Source organism: Marinobacterium alkalitolerans, assembly GCF_017776525.1.
Classification (GTDB): domain Bacteria; phylum Pseudomonadota; class Gammaproteobacteria; order Pseudomonadales; family Balneatricaceae; genus Marinobacterium; species Marinobacterium alkalitolerans.
In genome coordinates this window covers 35,800-55,337 of the sequence record NZ_JACVEW010000023.1, presented here as the reverse complement: position 1 = coordinate 55,337, position 19,538 = coordinate 35,800, and the positions used below count along the sequence as shown (strand labels likewise).

Annotated in this window: 12 protein-coding genes; 3 read left to right on the top strand and 9 right to left on the bottom strand. The window is 54.6% G+C overall.

The window, feature by feature from the left end; translation table 11 throughout:
* The 3 genes from H9C73_RS13445 to H9C73_RS13435 all read left to right on the top strand — a co-directional run.
* On the top strand, positions 1 to 2,607 hold a 2,607-nt coding region (locus tag H9C73_RS13445; RefSeq protein ID WP_209288417.1), incomplete at its 5' end, for a cadherin-like domain-containing protein.
* Between the two features lie 76 nt (positions 2,608 to 2,683).
* Positions 2,684 to 3,292 carry a 2OG-Fe(II) oxygenase gene (locus H9C73_RS13440; RefSeq protein WP_209288416.1) on the top strand — a complete coding sequence of 203 codons (609 nt, stop codon included), beginning with the start codon at positions 2,684 to 2,686 and terminating at the stop codon, positions 3,290 to 3,292.
* Positions 3,293 to 3,361: 69 nt separating this feature from the next.
* Positions 3,362 to 4,288 carry a SapC family protein gene (locus H9C73_RS13435; RefSeq protein WP_209288415.1) on the top strand — a complete coding sequence of 309 codons (927 nt, stop codon included), beginning with the start codon at positions 3,362 to 3,364 and terminating at the stop codon, positions 4,286 to 4,288.
* Positions 4,289 to 4,465: 177 nt separating this feature from the next.
* Here the strand turns inward: H9C73_RS13435 and H9C73_RS13430 are convergent, their stop codons facing one another.
* The 9 genes from H9C73_RS13430 to H9C73_RS13390 form a co-directional block, all read right to left on the bottom strand.
* On the bottom strand, positions 4,466 to 4,975 hold the full coding sequence (locus H9C73_RS13430; protein WP_209288414.1) for a hypothetical protein: 510 nt from the start codon (positions 4,973 to 4,975) through the stop codon (positions 4,466 to 4,468).
* 220 nt (positions 4,976 to 5,195) lie between these two features.
* On the bottom strand, positions 5,196 to 5,978 hold the full coding sequence (locus tag H9C73_RS13425; RefSeq protein WP_209288413.1) for a SapC family protein: 783 nt from the start codon (positions 5,976 to 5,978) through the stop codon (positions 5,196 to 5,198).
* A 164-nt stretch (positions 5,979 to 6,142) separates the two neighbouring features.
* Entirely contained in the window at positions 6,143 to 6,595 is a 453-nt protein-coding gene (locus tag H9C73_RS16150) for a DUF6447 family protein (RefSeq protein ID WP_236014281.1), read from the bottom strand.
* Positions 6,596 to 6,913: 318 nt separating this feature from the next.
* Positions 6,914 to 8,158: a RuBisCO large subunit C-terminal-like domain-containing protein gene (locus H9C73_RS13415; protein ID WP_209288412.1), complete on the bottom strand. Its 1,245-nt coding sequence runs from the start codon at positions 8,156 to 8,158 to the stop codon at positions 6,914 to 6,916.
* Positions 8,155 to 8,823: an IspD/TarI family cytidylyltransferase gene (locus H9C73_RS13410; RefSeq protein WP_209288411.1), complete on the bottom strand. Its 669-nt coding sequence runs from the start codon at positions 8,821 to 8,823 to the stop codon at positions 8,155 to 8,157. The genes H9C73_RS13415 and H9C73_RS13410 overlap by 4 nt, the downstream gene beginning before the upstream one ends.
* A gap of 59 nt (positions 8,824 to 8,882) precedes the next feature.
* Positions 8,883 to 10,037 (bottom strand): tetratricopeptide repeat protein, encoded by a 1,155-nt coding sequence (locus tag H9C73_RS13405; RefSeq protein WP_209288410.1) that lies wholly within the window; start codon positions 10,035 to 10,037, stop codon positions 8,883 to 8,885.
* 141 nt (positions 10,038 to 10,178) lie between these two features.
* On the bottom strand, positions 10,179 to 16,817 hold the full coding sequence (locus tag H9C73_RS13400) for a DUF4214 domain-containing protein (protein WP_209288409.1): 6,639 nt from the start codon (positions 16,815 to 16,817) through the stop codon (positions 10,179 to 10,181).
* A 179-nt stretch (positions 16,818 to 16,996) separates the two neighbouring features.
* Positions 16,997 to 18,157, bottom strand: a complete 1,161-nt coding sequence (locus H9C73_RS13395; RefSeq protein WP_209288408.1) for a tetratricopeptide repeat protein — start codon at positions 18,155 to 18,157, stop codon at positions 16,997 to 16,999.
* 44 nt (positions 18,158 to 18,201) lie between these two features.
* Positions 18,202 to 19,527, bottom strand: a complete 1,326-nt coding sequence (locus tag H9C73_RS13390) for a FecR family protein (protein ID WP_209288407.1) — start codon at positions 19,525 to 19,527, stop codon at positions 18,202 to 18,204.
* Between the last annotated feature and the right edge of the window lie 11 nt (positions 19,528 to 19,538).

Genomic DNA, 19,538 nt, shown 5'->3' with positions numbered 1-19,538 from the left:
CTGGACAATGATACGGACCCGGAAGGTCATACACAGACGGTGGCAAACTTCACTGACCCATCCAATGGCACAGTGACTCAGAACCCGGATGGCAGCCTGACCTACACGCCAGATGAAGGCTTCAGCGGTGAAGACACCTTTACCTACACGGTGACAGACTCGGAAGGCGCGGAAGATACGGCGACGGTAACCGTGACCGTAGGACCCGAAAATCAACCTCCACAGGCTGATCCAGTGCTGACAGCTTCAAATCAGGACTCTGATATGGTTCCTGATGATTTCCCTGTCGAAGGTATTGCATTCTTCAAAAAGCTCGATGTTGGTGGTGGGCTGGATGGAGTTGGACCTGAGAATGATTTGCAGGATCCCGCAGATCTTGGCGGCATAGATAATGAAACGGCTGAGAGTGCTTTGGCATTTGATGTCACAAGTTTGCCGGCTTATGGCTCTCTCTTCATTGAGCAGGATGGCGTATTCACTGAGTTGAATATGACTAACTTGAATGAAGGCAGTAGCCTTATTGATACTGCAGATGCGGTTTATTGGGTCGCTACCCATGAACAAGTATTGACCGGGAGTAGCAAAACAGTTGGAGGCAACTACACGGCGGCTGGCATAGAGTCCAGTTGGGAACAAGAGGGCGTTAATATATACGCCAGAACTCAGTCGGGCGAAGAGTCTGTCGTTTCGTTTAATGCAAACGATGGTATTGGTGTAATTGGCACTACCGGTGGTCCAGCTGCACAGCTTGGGTATGATTCAACCACAGATCAGGCTGAAGTTCTGATTGTTGATTTTGAGCAGGCTGCGAGGATAACCAACATTGACATTACTCACCTGATACAAGGCGAAGGTGAAGTGGGTAAGGTTGAGGCGTATTTGGATGGTAACCTGGTTGGGTCGTTTACATTCTCAAATGTCGACGGTGCGGCTGATATTACGCTAACCCCTGTTGCGCTTGGCACAGGTAATGCTGCAGGTAGCAATGCAGGCAGCTTTGATCTTGGTAGCCTTGTAACCGACCAACTGCGCTTTAGTGCTGAACCATACGCAGGTGAAAGTGATCGCGAGAATGACTCCAGTGATTACTTTATCGGTGGAATTACTTACGAGCCGGTCGCTCCGGTGGAGTTCAACTACCAGGTGATAGATGAGGAAGGGCTTCCCAGTGATCCGGTCGCTGTTGTGATTAACCCTTCTTCGAGCACTCCAGTACCTGAGCCGGAACCAGGGTATGTGACTCCGGTGGGTGGAGATGACATACCCTTGCAGGTGGATGAAAGTGACATTCCCGATACACACTCGGATGGTTTGGCATTCACGGCCGGCTCTGATGACCTCACAGGCTTTGCGTTCAGCAGCGATCTTAACGGGCTGTCGACAGCCGGTGGGCTTAGCTGGAATTGGGATAGCGAAACCCAAGTAACAGGATCAGTCAACGGAAGCCCTGTTGTTACACTGACCCTGGTGAGCGCTACCATTGCCGCGGGCAGCACCGGTAACGTTCAGGTCACCGCTGAGCTCAGTGACAACCTGGATCATGCTGATATTGCCGGCTATAACCTAATGGACTTGGGTAGCATCACGGTGATCGGCTCAACCGACGCAGATGATACGGCAGAAGGGACTGTTGGAATAAAAGTCGTTGATGACATTATTGAAATTACTGACTTGTCCAACAGCCAAGTGGAAGAAGGTGTAGCGGTCGGAGCCCTGAGTGTAGACGAAGGTGCAGATGAGCTTGCCAGTCTCGTATTCACTGGTTCTGCTCCGAGCTGGCTCAAGACCGCGGATGGCGAAAGTGTGAGTTACCAATCCCTGGAGAACGGCAGTCTGGAAGCAGTTGACGAGGATGGAGAGAGGGTATTCCTCCTGAGCGCTGACAGTGATGGTGATGGATACACGTTGACGCTGGATCAAATGCTTCAGGCCCCAGTTGTTGAGGCAGAGGTTACTATTAACGCCTCAATGATTGATGCTGGTACGCCAATTGGCGGCGAGACTGCAATCACCCAGAATGGTGTGACCGTCTATCTTTCAAGTAGCGGCGGGGACATTGCGGCAAATACCAACCCCTCTCAGGATGGTTACGGGGTCGATAACACTCAGGTTGATGAATACGGCGAGGCGATAACCTATCGTCTGGATGCTGGGCAAGAGTTCGACAATGTGAGTTTTACGATCGGTAATTTCTCCAGTACAGGGCAAGGCGATACCTTCTATTACCAGCGTTACAATGATGGTCAGCCGATTGATGCATCACCTCAGGCTGTGGCAGCCCAGGCGGGTAACGAGAGCGGCGAATTTACCATCAACATACCGGGAGATGGTTATGATCAAATTGTGATCCTAAGCCATGTGGATGAACAAGGTGACTTTGGCTCAAGCTACAAGGTCATTTCCATGAGCGCCGATGTGATCCAGTACAACTCCACGGATGTGATATTGGACTTCGGCATCGGTGTAACCGATGGTGATGGCGATTCGCACGGAGGCAGTTTCCAGGTTGCAATTGATACCAGCGGAGACGGTGCTTATCCAGATATGGACCCGATGTCGTTGGATAATTTGGTAGCTACACCACCTGACAATAACAATATCGAGTGATTTAAATATCAAAGGCCCAGCTTCAAGCTGGGTCTTTTTTCATTCATTGTGTGGGGGGATTTATGGTGAAAGTGCGATGACTGCAATGTCCCATCCTCTAGTATTGAGTCAAGAGCCACGAATAGAAGTGCTTGATGCAGGTTTGAGCCCGGATGAATGCACTCACCTGATCAATCTGGCCAGGCCGCTGATGCAGCGGGCACGCGTCAGTGCAGGTAAGGCCGGTGTTCTGAGTGCGAGACGCTCTGGCAGCAATTGTTGGCTTAAGCATAACGCTGACCCAGTGGTTGAAGCGGTTTGCCGACGTATCAGCCGATGGGCCGGTCTGTCGCTGAGTATGGCGGAATCCCTGCAAGTCATTTATTACGCTCAGGGTCAAGAGTACGCACCTCACTACGATGGCTGGGACCCAAATACGGAAAGAGGCAGGCGTTGCCTGAAAAAGGGGCAGCGTGTCCTGACGGCGCTTTGCTACCTTAATACGGTCAAGTCCGGGGGAGAAACTGCTTTTCCCAAGCTGGATTTGATGGTTGAAGCAGAGCAAGGTCGCTTGGTGTTCTTCTCTAATGTGCATCAAAACAGCTTGCAGCGTCACCCTGATAGTCTGCATGGTGGCTTGCCAGTTATAGAGGGCGAAAAGTGGGCCTGTAACCTCTGGTTTCGTACATCCTACCCACTGGACTAGCTTTTTGTCAGTCGTTATTCTGTCGGTCCGATAAATGACCCGATAGCTGGTATCACCACGGACTGATTTATGCCGGAAAACAATAAGCCCAACCCCGGACGTGTCGAAGTTCTGTCACTTGAGCGGCATCGACACTTGAAGTTTCATGTCGCGAATAACTTTGCGTTTGCAGCGGACTGGCTCTTTGTCCCTGTGCACTATAAAGAGGTGGGGCGGCTATCGCGGCATTTTCCGGTTCTGTTTTATCAGCTTCCGGACGGGGGCGTGATGCCCTGTATGCTGCTGAAATCAAATCATGCATCGGCAATCGGGGTGCAGATGAACTGGCAGGGCAGCGCGCTACCGGATGTGCTGCGACTTTACCCGTTTGGCTTTATTCGGCAGCAGGGCAAGGCCAGTCTGGCGGTCTACCCGGATGCTCCTCACTTTGCGGGCAGCGGTGAGAAAATTATTACCTCCAAAGGCAAGCCCACACAACGTCTGCGTACCATTATGCAGCACTTGCAGCCAATCGAACGTGCTTTTGAGCAGACTGCACCACTGATGCAGGAGTTGCAAACGCTGGAGGTGCTTGAGCCGATAACGCTGAATTTTAAAAGCGGGGCAGGTAGCCTAAAGCAGGCGCAATTCTTGGTATGCACAGATCTGTCTAAATTGAGTCAGAAGACACTTTCTGCAGAGCTGGGCACTATATTGCATGACCATCATTCATCTTGTCTTGGCTTGCTTCGAGGATCAGGCGTGGGTTCAAGTGGACGTTCGGACCAGGATGCATCCGATCCTCGCCTAACTCAAACCCTGCAGGGGTTGGTTCATGAGGTTTGTGAACGCTTCGATGTTACTCTCGATGGCCTGCGTAGCCGCAAGCGCAGTGATGAAATCATGGCTGCAAGAAAGGAACTGGCAAGCAGGGCAAAAGAGCATCAACTATTAAGTGAGCTGCCCAAACTGCTGGACCGTTCCCCCGATACGGTGAAGAAGTGGAGTCGCGGGTGACTCGCCCTGCCGGGTGAGTGATCGGGGGCTGCTGCAGGGCGGCATGAGGCTTGAGGGGGCTGCAAGCGCCTAATAGGCCAGAAAAGCTTAAATACCGGGCACAAACGGAACGCCACAGCAGCCTGATAATACCAGAGCGGCAGAAAACAGAATCAGAAAGCGGATCATTTGACAACCTCAGTGTGACAGTGTTTGGGTAACCGGCGCGTCACTGGGTGTCTCCAGCCAGGGCAGCTCGACCGGCAGGTGCCACATCGCATTCGTCGCTTGAGTGATCAGCAGCTGGATCACCTGGTGAACATGATTGGCTTCCAGCGATACTGCCAACACGGGCACATGCGGACAGGGAGTCTGCATCGCATCCGGCACCGGCAGGCCCTTAAACGCCAGTTTCAATCGGTCGCTGTCCAGCTGTGTGGTCAGTTCCGTGGCTATATAAAGGCGGGTAGGGGGCTTTTGCTGAGGCTCAATATTGTCCTGGCCCTCTGAATGGTCAGGGCGGTCGGCGTCAGTGTCCTCGGCATCATCTGATGCATTCGGCTGGGCCTTAGTCTCGGTTGCACGACGCTGCATCGCCTGTTGATGGGCCAGGTGCAGTACCTCCTGCCAGTACGCCACGGGTGTTTGCTCAAGGCCGGTCAAGGCCGGCAGCTTGCTCAATATCTGTTTAAGTACCAGTAGCACCATGCGCCGCGTCAACAGTAGGGTGGTATGACCCGTCTTAGGTAACTCAGCGGTTAGCATCAATCTATCTTCATAGGCGCTGTAGCCCACGGAGAACTGCTGACATAATGGGTATGTGCTCTGCTGGGACATTGTGAACGACTGCCTTGATTGAGGAGCGTAAGAATAAGACAGGGACATACCAGACGATGTTGAGCCGGCAGCACCTGTTAACCGGCTGGGCTTAAAAATCAAACTTCAAGGTATCATCCCCGCCACCAAACATGGCCTCGATATCCACCTCGGCAGGCGCTTCGGTGTTAGCTTGCTGAGTCCGCGACTCCGCCAGCCGTGCGAGCACCTGCATGTGCTGCATGGAGATCAACTGGCAGTATACAACCGGTAAGGCCCCGGACTGATGCAGCCGGGCAGCCGCCTCCCCATCCAGGGCGTTGAACCGGGCCTCATCGACCCGGAACAGGCCTTGAACGGGGTGCTCTTGTCCCGAGGCGTCTTTGACCTTGATCGACCAGGGGACAATCAGCCCCTCCGCGTCCAGTGCAGTACACAGGCGCTTAGTCAGCTCGCGGTTATGCTGAACCTGTTTTAGAAACTCAACCACCTCGTTGACTGCCGCTGTGGGTTGGCCATCGTCCTCAAAAAAGCGATGTTCTCCCTGCTCACTGATCAAACCGCTGTCGGTATCTACGCACAATACCTGCTGCTCTTCTTTGGTTTGCAACAGTAGGAAGGGGTAGCCTCTGTAAAGTGCAGGAATATAGGGTATCAACCACTGCCCATCTGTACCGACATGAAGATTCAGGCCTGGTTGCAGGGACTGAATAGCAGCCGGGACAAAATTGTCACCGAGCTTTATAAAAGCGATAGGGCGGTTTATACAAGCAGTCGGCAGCTCTTGTGCCACTAGGGGCACAAGGTTGTCTTTGGCGGCAAAACGGAAATCTTTACACGGCTGCCATTTGAGATGAGCAAAGCTGGTTTTGGTAATGGGTTGATACTTTGGCATTGGAGCTCTCTATCGTTGAAAGCGGGTCAAAGATGGGGGAACAGATGCTGTTATGGGCTTGCCCAGAGAATACCGGCTTTCGGCGCCAGTTTGAGTAAAGCCCTACTGAAACGCTTCAGTAGGGTTTTGGGTGATTGCGCCAGATCAACTGCTACAGTGAACTCTTATCCAGCCAGTGCTGCTTTTAACGCTGCGGCATAAGCGTTACGGGCGGTCTGTGCTATGGCGTTTTCAGCCTGAAGAGTTGCCAGTTTCTGATCACACCGGCGCAACATTGCAATCTGCTGCTTCGCGTTATCGGTGAAATCTGCAGCGTTGTATTTCTTGCCATCAATCGTGATGACATCTTTCTTCTTGTTGGCGGTCGCTTCCTTCTCCGGCAGGCTGGCGGCCAGCTGGCGCGCATAAGCATTACGGGCGGTCTGGGCCAGTGCCATCTTGGACTGCAGTGAGGCGATTTCCTGATCAGCTACGCGCATCGATCCGATCTGAGCGCGGGCGTTTTCGCTCAGGTCTTCCAGGTTATACTCTTTGTCATCAATGGTGATAGTCGCCATCGGTTTTCCTTTTGTTTGCTTAATATTGTATGTGCTTGGAACAGGCTGCTGAGTATTCAAGTGCTCAGTGACTGCTCGCAACTATAAGAAAAGCCCTGCTACACTGGTCGGTAAAGGACCTTGTGATATCCGTAGCCAGTAGAAGTGGCGCAATGGCAATCAGAGCCGTGCTTGTGCCGCCGTTGCTCGCCGCTGACCATTTCAAGTAATGACTGTAAAACTTAAAGCAGAGATACTAACGGACTATAGGCGACAAAATCAACGGCGTCTGCCCGTGCCTGTTGTCGTAACCGCAGCGAGATTAACGGCCATGCCCAGTAAGGCAAAGGCTCAATAGTCCTTAATACTGTATTTGATTGTAAAGAATACAAATAGTGACTAAGCCAGCCGGCCAAGACTCTCCCTGAATATGCGTGCTGCTGTTTCCAGGCCCTGTGGGTGGCCATCCACCCAACTGGCGACAATGAGCATATAGTCGTCGTTACCCACACAGTGGGTATATCGTTCGAGCCCTTCAGGGCATTTTCCGCCCTGCAGGATTGGCATGGAGTCTGGACTGGATGTTGGTGACTGCATGGCCGACAAAGTGACCTGCTCTTCAGGAGTCGGTGGGGAGCACTCACCGAACCCTCCGCTGGTGACCAGCCAGTCGGCCCCTGCGTGTCGAATGAGTGTGTTCCACACTGCCTCAGCCATTCCCCAATGTGGGTGACGGGTCAGCGTTTCTGCACCCGTATTATGTGCCAGGATGGGTAATGTTTTGCGTGCTGCCATCTGTGCAAGCGTGCCTATGCCTTGAATGAAGGGAGCAATGAGCACGCCATCTACACCCTGCTCACAGCAGATCTCCCAGCGGCGCTCCAGCTCTTCGGGGTCACAGATCAGGGTAGCCAGGTACCCTTTGCGCTCCTGGCATTCATTTTGAATACGATCGCGACAGTCGACCATTGCCTTAACGTGTTGTTCAAATGCGGAGTCAGATTCAAAAACCATCAGTTCGTCGTCTTTGACCAAATGAAAGCCTCCGCGCAGTACTGCCTCATTGAGGCGTACCATAGTGGTCGTATCCAAACCGACCGCAGGGCGCATGGAGCGACACAAAATAGGGCCTTTCTGAATGCCCAGCGTTTTACGGATGCCAGCAATGCCGAATGCAGGATTCGGCCCCCAGTCATTCAGTCCGGTAACGTGTGTCAAGCGAAAAGCCGACAGGAACCCCAAGCGGGGCAGTTCGCCCACGAGCACGTTGAGCCATTGCACATACGAACGATTCAGCAGCAACTTTGGAATGGCAAGTGTCACTGTACAGGGCGTGATGCGTGTATGTTTCGGGTAGACCTCGGTGGCCAAACCATAGCAGCTTATGTCTGAGGTTGTTGTCTGATTGCCCTGTTCGACCGATACGACTCGAATGGTCCAATCTTCGACCTGTTCAGGGCTGACGTAGCCGGCAATGGCCACGGTAGAGGCGCTTTGTTCCATAGCCATGGCTGTAGCGGCAGCTAAGGGGTCACAGTGTGCCACAATCTGGTAGGTTGCATGCGCATATGCCTCGGGCTCAAGTGCATTGTTCCAGCGGAAAAGCTCAGATTGCTGGGGGGACGTCAGGTTGCCGCTACTCATTGGTATAGATATTCCTTTAAAGCCTGAGCTATGACCCAGTCTTCCGGGGTCGTCAGTTTGATATTGGTTTTTTCGCCGTGCACAGGATAAATGGCACGACCCGCGTCCAGCCATAACTGTGCCGTTGACTGGCGGTGAGTACCAGTCTTCCGAGCTTCACATAGCAACCGGTTCAGGGCGGTGCGGGGGAATGCCTGAGGTGCTTGAAACACAAGGGCTTCAGCTGCGGTATGGTATCCCGTGACCATACCTGCTTCAAGCACTGCAACCGGGACCTCGGGCGGCAGGAAGGCAGCGGCGGCCCCATGTAGCCGTGCGTGATCAAATACACTCCGCAACAGTGCCACGGTGGCAAATGGGCGCGCAACATCCTGAATCATGACCCACTTGCCGTGGCTGGCGTTGACCAGTTGCTGTACACTTTCCTGACGACTGGCACCACCGGTTATCAGGTTGACAGGCAGGTGATGGCGCTGGAAAAGCGCAACGGCATGTGCATAGTCTTCCGGCAGTACTGCCGCCCACACATCATTGGTTAAATGCAAGGCTTTGCGCGCCACCCATACCAGCAAGGGAGTCGCGTCCATTTCAAGCCAGGCTTTCGGTCCCTGGCCGAGGCGGCTGCCAATGCCTGCCGCAGGAATCACAACCGATAATTCACACATACGCTTGCCAACCCTGTTGATACTTCAGTACCCGAATGCAGGAACTCCTGCACTGGCGCCTAGAGTGTACTGTAAATGGCTGCCAGCCGGGACCGGGTGCTGAGCAGCAAAGAATCCTCCGGCCGCCAGTACAAGGAATGGGACAGCGTGGCCAGGGCTTTGCGATAGCGACCCTGAGCCCAATAGCCATTGATTCGCTCGTATGCCCAGCATTCAGTCAGCAGGGAGAAATTACGCAGGTTTTTGGCAGCCACCAGCGTATCGAAGTCAGGGTCAGGTGTTTTCCAGTCCCCATATAGCGCTTCAAGCCAGGGCTTTGGTTCTTTTAAAGACCAGTACATCCCTTTGGGGCCTGCCTGCCTGATCAGTTCCAGCGGCTCAGGGTACTCAACAATGCGTTGCCAGGCTGCGGGAATATCCTTGCGCCAGAGCCCCCCAATCAGCCCTTTTCCCGGACTCTCGACCGCTATGCCGCACAGGTCCAGAATCAGGCCGGTGCGTGAGTGAACCAGTGAACGAGGGTTGATGAAGTGCATGGGGTTGGGACGCTCTTGCCAACCATTTTGTGACAGATATGCGACGGCTGCATCCATCTCGGGCCAGGGTAAGCCAAAGTCCAGGTCCTTGTCATGGGGGAGCAGACCGCCTTCGCGTACAAGGCCCAGCAGAGTACCTGCCATGGGGAAAGCATGGAAGCCGGTGTTGGCAAGCTGACTCAGTGTATACCACATTAACTCAGAGAAGCCGGCCTGATTGAAGGGCTGGTGTGTTTTCTGTGCCGCCGGTGGGGAAGGGAGGCGTGTACGCAAGGCAAGCATGACGCGGAGGTGCTGACGGGCTCGTGGCAGCAACCCCCTCATTAACGTGACGACGGCCAGACTGTTATGGTCCGAGAGGGTGCGGGCGTCCAGTGAAAGTGCGGCGGCATACTCTGCTTCGGACTCGCATGATTGGCCTGCCACAGCGTACTGCCAGGCAAGGTTGCAATGGGCTTCGATATTGTCAGGGGCAAGCTCAACGGCCTTGCGGGTGGCCTCGATAGCGGGCTCCGGCTCGTTAAGCCTGAACAGCGCTGCGCCCAAGATACGCCAGGCGTGAGGGTTTGCCGGCGCTGTCTGCAACAGGTTACGTGCATATGTGGCGGCCATTTCGACGTTGCCATTCGTCAGTGCCTGAAGTGCCTGGGCGATGGCAGCGTCTGATGAGTCGGTCATTGTACAGGTCCATCCTGGAGTTTGCTGCTTGAGGTTGGTGCATTATAACGAAAAAACCCCCACTGCCGGAGCAGTGGGGGTTTTATATTGCCCGCTACATCCCCCGGCGAACCGGGAGATGCATTCTTTCAGACGAAAGGATTACGCGAAGTTGGCACCGATGAAGCTGTTATCAGCGGCATCAACGATACCGATTAGTTCTATAGTGTCAAATGCGTCAGCACCAGCGTTGGTGTTTTCAATGTGGTACAGAGCAGCGGAGCCGGCGCCATTGTAGGCGATGACAGTTGCGAGCTCACCACCAGCACCAGTGTTGCTGGTAACGCCAGCTGCCGTCAGCCAAGCCAGCACATTAGCTGTATTGGTCGGTACACCCGCCTGGAACTCAGCTGCATCAATCTCAATAATTGCACCAGAATCAACCGCCTGAGCGGCTGTGCCAGCGTAGTTATTGTAGAAGATGCCGTCAGAGGCGCCAGTGTTGATCACGTCGCCAGTGCCGAAGTTGGTGATGGAAACCGAAGCATCCACACCGTCGTCGACAGTGGCATTGGTGATAACAACCGTGTCGGCATCTGTGCTCAGCTGAACTGACTGGTCTGCACGGACAGCATCAGCACCGTCAAAGGTGATCTGATTGACACCGGTTGCCAGGACGTAGCTTTCTACTGCGTCGTTAGCAGTAACAGTGCCCGCATCCGACAGAGTCACGCTGTCCGCGGTACCTCCTGCAGTAATGCCCGCAGTATCGTAGGCATTGTACTGAGCCACAGTGGTGGTTACGCCACCAGTCAGGTCAAGCAGACCCGCAATAGCGCCGCCGCTGTTCACGCCAGTCAGGTTAGCACCGTCAGTTACCTCTACTGTATCAGCAGCATCGACAGTGTAATCACCGGTTACGGTCAGGCCGCCGACTACGATGGTATCAGCGTTGACATCATCAGAATCGACATTAACGTCGGTCTGGGAAGCGTTAACCGTCAGCGTATTGGCTGCGTCGTCAATGACGTAGGCTTCGATACCGACACGAGCCGTTACGGCACCTACAGTATCCACGTCAATCGTCTGTACACCGGTGGTGTTCGTCAGAGTTGAGTGGGCTTCGTGCTGGTCACGTGTCAGAGTCACTGTCTGTGCCTGATCGTTGAAGCTCAGGAATACGTTAGAGTTTTCAGACAGAGTGGCGCCAGATACATCGACTCCGCCTACAAAGGTGTAGACATCGCCGGTCTCGCCAATTTCGCTGTAGTTACCGGTGTAGGCAGCCGCAATAGCGTTGTTGAAGATCAGGTTAGTGCTGGTGCTGTCTTCTTCAACATTCTGATCAGCATCGCCCACCGTGAATGTGAAAGAGCCCAAGCCGTTGATGTAGTAAGTGTCGATACCAGCTCGACCTTGTACCGAGGTATCACCACCGGTAGCGGTGAAGGTGATAGTGTCATCACTACCATTCTGGCTGATGGTGGTGAAAGCATCATGCTGAGCCGCAGTCATAGTAATGTCCATTACTTCGACAGCAGACATATTAAGCGTTTCAGCCGTAGTGGCTGTGCCCCCGTTAATACCGGTGATGTTAGCACCGTTCGCCACGATCAGTGAATCGCTGCTTCCCGCCAGCGCGTAAGTACCACTGATGGTGTTACCGCCCGCTGTTACCGCGATATCCGCCGATGCTGCACCGCTCAGGTTAACGTCGGTGTTTGCAGTTACATCGAATGAACCGCTGGTCTGGAACACGTAGCTCTCGACAGCCGCGTGGGCTGTGCCGCTTACCGCATCGGTAATCGTGATGGTGTTGGCACCACCTGTAGCGGTCAGCGTACCACCCTGGTAGGAGTCATGCTGTGCATCGTCCATGGTGGCGTTGCCAAGCAGGGTCGCATCGCCGGTTTCCAGGCCAGTGGCACCGGAGATGTTGGCGCCATTCTGCAGAATCACCTTGTCGGCTGTTGCGGAATCCGTAAATGTACCGGTATAAGTACCCGCAATATCAAGTGTGGTTTCACCTGCTCCCGTTTCTGTGATATCCACATCGGAGGATACCTCAATGGTCACCACGTTGGTGCCTGCGGCCAACTCCAGACTGTCGATCGCGTCATCATTGGTGGCGTCAATGGTGGCAGTCGTCGTGGCAGTGGTCAACGTGATGTCGTTAGTACCAGCCAGGTTCTTGTTGATGTCCTCGAAACCATCGAACTGGGCTGCGGTCATCGTCAGATCACCGTTGAAGGCCAGATTTTCGAATGTTTCCAGACCCGTGGCACCGCTGATATCACGCGGGCTACCAATCAGGTTAAGTGTATCGTCAGCGCCCTGCATGTCGTAGGTGCCGTCGATATCCTGATCGGTGTTGACCAGCGAGTCACCGGCGTTGGAGGTGGTAACGTCCAGGTCTGCATTTTCCAGCAGTGAGACGGAAGAGCCACCTACCAGGGTTACATCATCCACTTCATCAGCAGCGCTGAAGCTGTGCGTACCGCCGGTCAGAGTCAGTGAGATGCCGCCTGCGGCATAGGTGACACTGTCAAATCCATCGAACTGAGACGCTGTCAGCGTGTTGTCGGAACCGCCCGCGAAAACAGCATCTTCAACGCTGACCAGCGTGTTGCCGGTGATGTCGTTGGTGCCCTGGAAGGTCAGGGTAGATGTGCCGTCACCACCAACAATGTTGGTGCCCACCAGGCTGGAGGCCGGGGAGACAGAGTTGTTGTTGATAGTAATAGTGTCAGCCGCAGGTGCATAGTCTTCCACATCGCCAGCGGCGATAGCGGAAACACCGTCCAGTTTGATCTGCAGATCGTCGGCGTTGAGCGTGCCGTCGTCGTTCAGGTCCACCCACAGGGTGTTGTTGTCCTGCTGGAAGACATAGTCGATCTGGCCGTCACCGTCAGTGGTGTTGCCCTGTGCAGTACCGAAATCAGCCGCGTTGCCGGCAAAGTTCAGTGCGCCAGTCAGGATGCTATCCAGAATCTCAACTTTATCTTCACCGCTGACGAAGTCAGTGATGGTGTCGGTGTTGGTGCTGTTGGAGTCTTCCAGCGCATCGTAGCGGAAGAAGTCTGCACCTTCACCACCGGTCAGGCTGTCTGCCTGAGTACCACCAGTGATGATGTCATCACCTGCACCGCCATCGACGGTATCAGCACCGGCGCCTGATTTAATCAGGTCGTTGCCTTCTCCACCCGTGATGCTGTCGTTGCCCGCGTAGCCGTACAGGGTATCGTTACCACCGTTACCGGCGATCAGGTCGGCACCCGCGCCACCCAGAACAACATCGTTGCCTTCACCACCGCGCACGTCGAGCATGCCGTCGGTTTCAGCAGTTGCATCCAGTGTCATGCCTGCATCGGCATCTTGCAGTGCTGTGGCATCAACCACAAAGGTTTGTCCTGCGTTGACAACACCATCGGTCAGAATGACGGTGGTATCCTGGTCACCGAACAGGTCTGCATCCAGACCGCTGTCAGTGCCATCGACGATGACGATGGACTCGAATTCATCAGCATCGACCGTGGCAACGCCGTCATTTGCTTCAATAGCCAGTACGTCAGATGTGCTGGTGCCCGCTGTCAGGTTGTCAGCGGCCGTCAGGTTTCCGTCAGTGATTTCGACACGGATAGCGCCCGGAGCAGTGGCAGCGTTAATGGTGTCATCACCGTCGCCAAGCTGGATGGTCAGGGCGTTATCAAAGCCTTCGCCCACGTTGATAGTGTCATCGCTGTCATCTGCTGCGTTGGTCACAATGGTAGTGAGGCCAGCGGCATCAGCAATGGCATTGATGGTCACGCCCGCGTTGTCTGTGGTGTCGGAAACATCCAGCACTTCAACAGAAGACCAGTTGTAGAAGATGTCATCTACAATGGTTTCCCCTGCCAGGGAGGTAGTGATTTTGACGGTGTCTGTGCCGTCTCCACCAATGATGGTATCAGCAGAGGTCAAGCCCTGAGTGGCTTCGACGGTGCTGTAAGTAAATTCAAAGGTATCGTTACCTGCACCACCGTCCAGAGTGTCTACACCTTCCAGGATGGTCGCGCCTGTACCTGCAATAATGCGGTCATCACCTGCACCTGCAGACACAGTGTCGTTACCGGTGCCAGCTACGATGATGTCATCACCAGCGCCGGAAGTAATTACGTCAGCACCCGCACCTGCATCGATGTCGAAACCTTCGTTGCCGTTCGGGGCCGTCGTACCGTTTCCGTTGCCTACGGTGATGTTGTCATCGCCAGTACCAGTGATGATCTCACTGTGATCAGCGATATCGGCGTTATCGCCAGCAACAATGACGTTGTCGCCATTACCCGCGTTGATGTAGTGATCGCCGGTTCCAACGGTGATTGAGTCATCACCACCGAAGTCGCGATCGTCACCCGCATCGATAGAAACATCAATGTCGCCCGCAGTGAAGGTCATGTCCCCTGCTGCGATGGTCGAGTTTTCGATGGTAACACTGCCGGTTGTGCCAGTTGCGTCAATCGCAATGTCCTGACCCGCAGTAGTGTTCAGGTTGGTGATGGTCAGATCTGCATTTCCGGTGATGTTCAGAGTCGCATCGTTCAGGTCTGCAGCGTTCAGATCAGCGATGGTAACCGTGTTGGCACCGCCACCTGTCAGGGCAGATGTGTCGGAATCTGTTACATCCAGGTTGATGGTTTCATAGTCATCCAGCGTCATGTTGTTGAACGAAGCGTCGAATCCACCATTCAACAGAACATTGACGTTGATCGCATCTTCGGTGCCGTCCGTCAGGCGATTGATTTCAAAATCATCGTTGCCATCAAGGTTGCTGCCAGAGGCGTCTTCCAGGTTAACAGTTGTTACTTCCGTAACATCGGAGATCAGCGCATTGCCATTCAGGCCGTCTTCGAACGTGACAGTGTGAATGCCCGAGCCGTTCAGGTTGTCGCTGTTCGCTGCCGCATCAACGTCATCGCCGGCATCCAGAGTACCGTTGGTTGAGGTGGTAAATACCAGCTCTTCCATCTCAGAAACGTTGGTGAAGTCGCCATTTCCGTCAACACCGTCGTTATCATTGACGTCTGCGATATCGCTAGTGCGGAGAGAGTCCTCACCTTCGCCACCAATGACAGTGTCGTCAGAGGAGAGGTCATCTCCCAGAGTCACGGTGTCGTTGCCTGCGCCGAGGTTGACCGTATCGGTCCCGGTGCCTACACGAACGGTATCGTCGCCAGCGCCGGAAGTAACATCGTCGTTACCCATGCCGGTTGTGATGTCATCATTACCTGCACCGGATGTTACGGTTACAACATCAACGGTTACAGCGTTATCCGCCTGATCTGCAACAAAGGTATTATCACCTTCACCCAGGTTGGCTGTGACGTCTTCAGATGAGTTGACAGTGATGTTGTCATCTCCAGCGCCGGTGTCGACCGTTACGTCCATCGCTTCGGAACCGGTCGTCAGGGTCAGGTCACCTGCAAAGGTATCTGCATCAATGGTGGATACAGTTCCGTTGTTGTTCAGTGCGGTGGCGATGGTCAGATCCTGATCACCGGTCACTTCCAGAGTGGTGATGTCAGAATTCAGCCTGGTGATGGTGGTTGCTGCGCCGGTCGCATTGATTGCGATGGTCTCGATACCGGTTGCGGTCTGTACGGCTGTATTAGAGATCTGGCCTACGGTCAGAGTCCCCATCGCCGTTGAGTTAACTTCCAGGTTAACCGTATCAGACGTTCCGGTAACTGCTGCGGCAGCGTAGTACGCACCAGCATTGGCAGTAATATTGGTCAGGTTGTCGATTTCAACTTCGTTGGTGTCGTCGCTATTCAGCGACTGAATGTAGTTGAATACAACGCTGTTGGTTGAGTTGTCTGCGCGCACGGTTTCCAGGCCGGTGGTGCCTGACAGGTCAAACGTAACCTGGCCTGTTTCGCCGCCATCAGCGACAGAGTCGTTTGTAACGTTCAGTACTTCAACGCTGTCCATGGTGAAGGCAGCTTCGTTAGTGTCGCCTTCTGTTGCCACAGAGTAGTTGAGGGTGTCATTACCTTCACCACCGTTGATGGCGTCGCCAGCGGTCAGAGTTGTATCTGTAGCGGTGTAGGTATCATTGTTGGCTGTGCTGTCCGGAACATCGGAGCCTGTGGTGAGCGTGAAGGTCTGGCCTACAACTTCGGCATTGCTCGGCTCGTTGTTGTTGATGTAGCCGGTCGGGTTAGAAGACAGAGCGGCACTGACGATAAAAGCATTTGCTGCTTCAACGCTTTCAGCCGTTGCGTCTACATTGGCCAGCGCTTTGATGGAAGCCAGGTAAGCCGGGTCCTGTTCAACTGCCAGGCCAAAGGAGGTTACATTGGAGTCTTCGCGCAAGGTGTTGGCAAAGTTGTAACCAACGGTGGCCTTGTTGGTGATCAGTGCCTGGCGCTGAGCGGCAGCGTCGTACTCGGCTTGTGTCAGGCGACCGGTAGCCAGCAGGTCGTCCAGATCGATGGTCAGAGCTGACTGAACAAACTCTGCAACCATGTCGGCGCGGCTGTTGCCGGCAGCCAGGTAGTTGACCCAGTCCTGTACACCCTGGGCATCGCCAGCACCACCCAGCATGTTCTGGTAAATGGCGTTGACAAAGTCGGTGTCACTCATGCCGCCATAGGTGCTTTGGAACACTTCATGCTCGGCGAAGCCGGCTGCAATGGTCTTGAGTGTGGCACCTTCGGTGGCAAATTTGGCCAGCCAGTTCTGCAGGCCTTCCCAGTCTGGTGCGCGATCAAAGAACGCAGCATAAAGACCGCTGATTTGAACTTCATTTGAAACTGTAGGCATTGAGATATCTCCGTATGAGTGTTCCTACTTTTCATTAAACCATGCATCGCGCCCCGGGGTTGATACATGGCGAATCCTGATACTACTTGCCGCAACACGACAATTCTGTGAACTACATCACATCTTTGTTGTTCGGTTGCCGGGGCTCCGGGCAAATATACGCACCGGCCTCCCCAAAATCAAAATCTCCAGCTCAAGCCGAGGGTGGCGTTGACACTTTGGGTATCAAAGAGTGCCAGGTTGCTCTGTTGTCGATAGACCTGGAGGGCGGCCTGCCAGTGCAGGTTGCGCGTAACCGGTCTGGAATACTCTAGCTCAAGGTGCTGTCGATTCAACACCCGGGTGGCATTGCGCGCCAGCAGGCTGCTGTAACCTTCAGTATCCTTCACGTGCTCAAGTGTGGCTTCAAGGCGCAGTTCGCCCTGCTGGAATTGATAGTGCTGCTCAACGCCAAGCTTGATTCTTGCATGGTCGCCTCCAGCACGATCATGAGTAGCGTGGCTAGCGGTCAAGCGGGCATGGAAGGAGGTCGTTGCAAAGGGCTGCCAGCGTGAAAACAAGCTGATACTCAGATTGTCCAACGTGCTGTTGCCAGGATAGGCGTTATAGCTGCCGGCGATGCCCAGAGTGGTGCGAGTGCCGAGCATTCGCTGCAGCCAGGTGCCGGCTTGCCAGTAGTCCAGGTCCTGGTCGGGCCTTGCCAGGGTGCCAAAGGCCCCGGTCTGCCAGTTGTTAAAGTGTTGGCTGCCCTGCAGCTGCAGCGCGTACTGGGAGGGCTGCTCGTTGCCGAACAGCCTTGTGTGGGCCTTCAGTGTGTATGTCTGCTGAGGGATATCTGACGCCAAGGTTGAGCGTTGCCCCTGGCGCTGGAACTGTACTTGCGTAAAACCTGCGGCCTGCGCACGTGACTGCCGAGCAAGCTCCAGAGCCACTTCGCCTAGGTTAGTAGTGATATCAATGTAACGAGAGTCGCTGCCGCCATTGGCATTGGTCGTATATCCCAGGGCCATGTCAATGCCGTTCAGGTGTCGCCAGCGTGGCACTTCCAGCTGATGCAGTAGTTTCCGTGCGTGCTGCGCGGCGGCATCTGGGGGGGAGTCGAATTCTAGAAAGCGCCGAGCGTAACTGGCGGAGGCCGAATAGTTGCCGCTTGCAGCGCTGGCAAAGGCCAGATCAAGCCAGGCGCCTGCATGGTCGGGGTTGAGCAGAACGGCACGCTCCAGGTAGGCTGCTGCCTCTGCCGGCAGCCCCTGAGCCAACAGCGATGCGCCGCGCTGATAGGCCTCATCTGCTGCCAGGAAAAGGTTGTTGGTGTGGGCCTGACTGATAGGCGTGAGCATTAGAAGCGTGGTAAAAAAGCAGAGGGCCCGCCGCCAGCTCAGGTTTATTGTCCAGGCTGACGTGTCCAGAGTGTTGCTCCTTCAATCAGGTGATAACCGTCGATGGGCAGGGTAAACAGGTAGCCGGCCTGGTCGCCTTCGGTACTGAGTGTGCCCACAACACGACCGCTGGTGCTGCCGGGGGAGTTGATAAGAAAACCGTTGGAGTTGACGCTGCCCTGCGCTTGCAACTTCCAGGTGGAATTGAACAGGCTTTCTGTACCCGATAGCGATGTCTGAAAGCTGCTCGTATTGAAATTGATGTTCAGATTGCTGCGGGTAATTGGTGCGCTGAACAGTTGTGTTCCCCTGCGGATATAGGTCTCGGCGGCCGTCAGGCTGAAGTTGACATTGCCGCGGGTGGGCCAGTGTGCAAGGGGGTGCTCGCTGCGGGTGCGCAACAGGCCAAAGGTGTTGTTGCGACCGATAATTTCATGGTGTTGTTCAAAGGCGGCGCTTAATGAGGGAGTTTGCGGGCCGTCCTTGACGTGTGATCCATGCCAGCGTCCCCAAACGACTTGCGCAGGCCCGCTGTAAACGGGTGGAGGAGGTGTGGGCTTAATGACGTTCAGGATCATGTTGTCCAGCGCAACGCGTTCCGGTTCGGTTGTTTCTGGTGCGCTCGCGTCGGTTGTGGCGGCGGTGCCGGCCTGCAGCAGGGGGGAGCCGGGAGGGAGTAGTAACAGGTCCTTGAGTAGAGCAGGCTGCCCCTGGCGTACTTCAATGAATTGTCCACTGGTGGCGTCCAGTGCGGTCAGGGGTGTGTTCCAGCAGTCTGTGCTTTCGCTACAGCTGCCTTCGCGAATGGCAATGGCCCCGGAGACAACGCGGGCCTGTGTGACCTGCTGATCGGTCAGAGCGATAAAGTCAGTGCCGCGAATGCCGATAGCGGCAACAGGGGTGTTCATGATAAAGCCGCTGCGATTGGCCTCCCCGGCCTGGCCCGTAATGCTGCGAACAGTACCGTGTTGGAGCTGAAGTTTGACACGACTGCCGACAGGGTCTTCAGGGTTGTAGTGATAGTCATCGATGGTTAGCCGGCTGTTGGGGCGCAGGCTTATGAAGGCGTTGTCGACAAAGCGCAGGTGCGCCATCCCGTTGGTTCCTGTCTCGACCTGTGAGCCTGCCTTAAGTGGCATCTTGGCGTGTGCTTGCTGCCCGTCGATCAAGACGGTGCCGCTGACAAATTGTACATGTCCAACGGAGGCCTGTAGTGATGTGGCCAGACAGAGCAATAGCAGCGTCGCCCCCAGCCAGCACAGGTAACGGCTGGAATATGAAAACGCCGAGATGTACATGCTGATATTGAGTGGGAGGTAAGGGGTTGGCATGATGTTTTCCT

Coding starts and splice junctions, on each gene's coding strand:
- H9C73_RS13435 (WP_209288415.1), top strand. CDS start 3,362: ATGCCGGAAAACAATAAGCCCAACCCCGGACGTGTCGAAGTTCTGTCA.
- H9C73_RS13440 (WP_209288416.1), top strand. CDS start 2,684: ATGACTGCAATGTCCCATCCTCTAGTATTGAGTCAAGAGCCACGAATA.
- H9C73_RS13410 (WP_209288411.1), bottom strand. CDS start 8,823: ATGTGTGAATTATCGGTTGTGATTCCTGCGGCAGGCATTGGCAGCCGC.
- H9C73_RS13415 (WP_209288412.1), bottom strand. CDS start 8,158: ATGAGTAGCGGCAACCTGACGTCCCCCCAGCAATCTGAGCTTTTCCGC.
- H9C73_RS13430 (WP_209288414.1), bottom strand. CDS start 4,975: ATGGTGCTACTGGTACTTAAACAGATATTGAGCAAGCTGCCGGCCTTG.
- H9C73_RS13390 (WP_209288407.1), bottom strand. CDS start 19,527: ATGCCAACCCCTTACCTCCCACTCAATATCAGCATGTACATCTCGGCG.
- H9C73_RS13425 (WP_209288413.1), bottom strand. CDS start 5,978: ATGCCAAAGTATCAACCCATTACCAAAACCAGCTTTGCTCATCTCAAA.
- H9C73_RS13405 (WP_209288410.1), bottom strand. CDS start 10,037: ATGACCGACTCATCAGACGCTGCCATCGCCCAGGCACTTCAGGCACTG.
- H9C73_RS13400 (WP_209288409.1), bottom strand. CDS start 16,817: ATGCCTACAGTTTCAAATGAAGTTCAAATCAGCGGTCTTTATGCTGCG.
- H9C73_RS13395 (WP_209288408.1), bottom strand. CDS start 18,157: ATGCTCACGCCTATCAGTCAGGCCCACACCAACAACCTTTTCCTGGCA.